The organism is Burkholderia sp. 4NA327C6 (genome assembly GCF_005502655.1).
Lineage (GTDB): Bacteria > Pseudomonadota > Gammaproteobacteria > Burkholderiales > Burkholderiaceae > Burkholderia > Burkholderia contaminans.
The window spans coordinates 1-1,686 of the sequence record NZ_SCNZ01000115.1; the positions used below are offsets into that span (position 1 = coordinate 1).

Annotated in this window: 3 protein-coding genes; all 3 read right to left on the bottom strand. The window is 63.3% G+C overall.

Annotated features, from left to right (window positions below):
* The coding region (locus FFS49_RS41740) for an FAD-dependent oxidoreductase (protein WP_137910502.1) at positions 1-905 on the bottom strand (905 nt) is incomplete at its 3' end.
* Positions 906-943: 38 nt separating this feature from the next.
* On the bottom strand, positions 944-1,369 hold the full coding sequence (gene merC / locus FFS49_RS41745; RefSeq protein WP_000522996.1) for an organomercurial transporter MerC: 426 nt from the start codon (positions 1,367-1,369) through the stop codon (positions 944-946).
* 27 nt (positions 1,370-1,396) lie between these two features.
* Positions 1,397-1,672: a mercury resistance system periplasmic binding protein MerP gene (gene merP, locus FFS49_RS41750; protein WP_004178136.1), complete on the bottom strand. Its 276-nt coding sequence runs from the start codon at positions 1,670-1,672 to the stop codon at positions 1,397-1,399.
* Between the last annotated feature and the right edge of the window lie 14 nt (positions 1,673-1,686).

Sequence of the window (1,686 nt, forward strand, 5' to 3'; positions counted from 1 at the left end):
CTGCGCGCAAGGATCGTGACCTGGCTACCCAGCCGGGCGAAGGCTTGCGCCAGTTCCAGCGCCACCACCGACGAGCCGATGACGGCCAGGCGTTCGGGAATGGTGTCGCTGACAAGCGCTTCGGTGGAAGTCCAGTAGGGTGACTCTTTCAGGCCCGGAATCGGCGGCACGGCCGGACTGGCACCGGTGGCGACCAGGCAGCGGTCGAACGTTACCTCGCGCTCGCCACCCTCGTTCAAACGGACGACCAGGCTCTGGTCGTCCTTGAAACGCGCTTCACCGTGCAAAACGGTGATGGCTGGATTGCCGTCCAGGATGCCCTCATACTTAGCATGACGCAGTTCGTCGACGCGCGCCTGCTGCTGGACCAGCAACCGCTCACGCAAGATCGTCGGCGGCGTGGGCGGCATGCCGCCATCGAACGGGCTTTCGCGACGCAAGTGGGCGACGTGGGCGGCGCGGATCATGATCTTGGACGGCACGCAGCCGACATTCACGCAGGTGCCGCCGATGGTGCCGCGCTCGATCAGCGTGACGTGCGCGCCTTGTTCGACGGCCTTCAGTGCTGCCGCCATTGCCGCGCCACCGCTACCAATGACGACGACCTGCAACGGGCGTTCGTTGCCACTGGGCTTATCAGCGGCCCCTATCCAGCCGCGCATCTTGTCGAGCAGGCCGGCGCGGTTGTCCGTCGGTGGCGCATCGGCAAGCGTTGCCTCGTAGCCCAGTCCGGCCACGGCGGTAGTCAGCGCATCCGATGACGTGCCCGCCTCAATGGCGAGTTGCGCTGTGCCCTTCGGATAGGACACCAGCGCCGATTGCACGCCGGGCACTTTCTCCAAGGCTTCCTTGACGTGAGCCGCGCACGAGTCGCAGGTCATCCCGGTGATTTTCAGGGTGGTCATGTATTTTTCCTTTTCTGTGGTGGCTACGGCTGTTGCCGTCAGCCACGTTGTTCTGGCAATTCACAGCTGTCCGGCCCGCAGCGGCGATGTGCTGGCGAGATGAAATCCCAGACCGACACCCCAACCATCAAGGCCAGGCCGACATAGAGCAGTCCACCGCTCTGCCAGCCGTAAGCCCGCATTAAAAACACCGCTGCCAGCACCAAGATCGGGCCTATCGTGCCGAGCGCCGTGCGTCGCCACTGTCGATGATTGAGCCAAGCGATAGCATTGGCGAGTAACGCGATGCCGGCGAACATCGGCAGCAGGATGCCAATGAATAGCCCCTCGTACTGGCTCAAGAAGCCCAGTCCGATGGCCGCGCCAAAGCTGGCGATGGCAGGAAAACAGGCGGCGCAGCCCATCGCGGAAACGACGCTGCCGAGCGCGCCGGTTTTGCCAGCGATGCGCGTGATGAGTCCCATGTGTCGCTCCCGAGTTCGGTTAACGGATCAGCGTTTGAGGCTGGACGGATAGCCCGCGTCCTCGGTCGCCTTGGTCAACTTCTGGACGTTGGTCTTGGCATCGTCGAAGGTGACGACGGCCTGGCGCTTGTCGAAACTTACGTCGGTCTTGCTCACGCCCTCAACCTTGGAAAGCGCGTGCTTGACAGTGATCGGGCAAGAGGCGCAGGTCATGCCAGGCACGGACAGCGTGACGGTCTGAGTGGCGGCGAACACGGGGGCAACGAAAGCGGCGAGAGCGAGGGAGGCAAACAGCTTTTTCATGATGAACTCCTGAT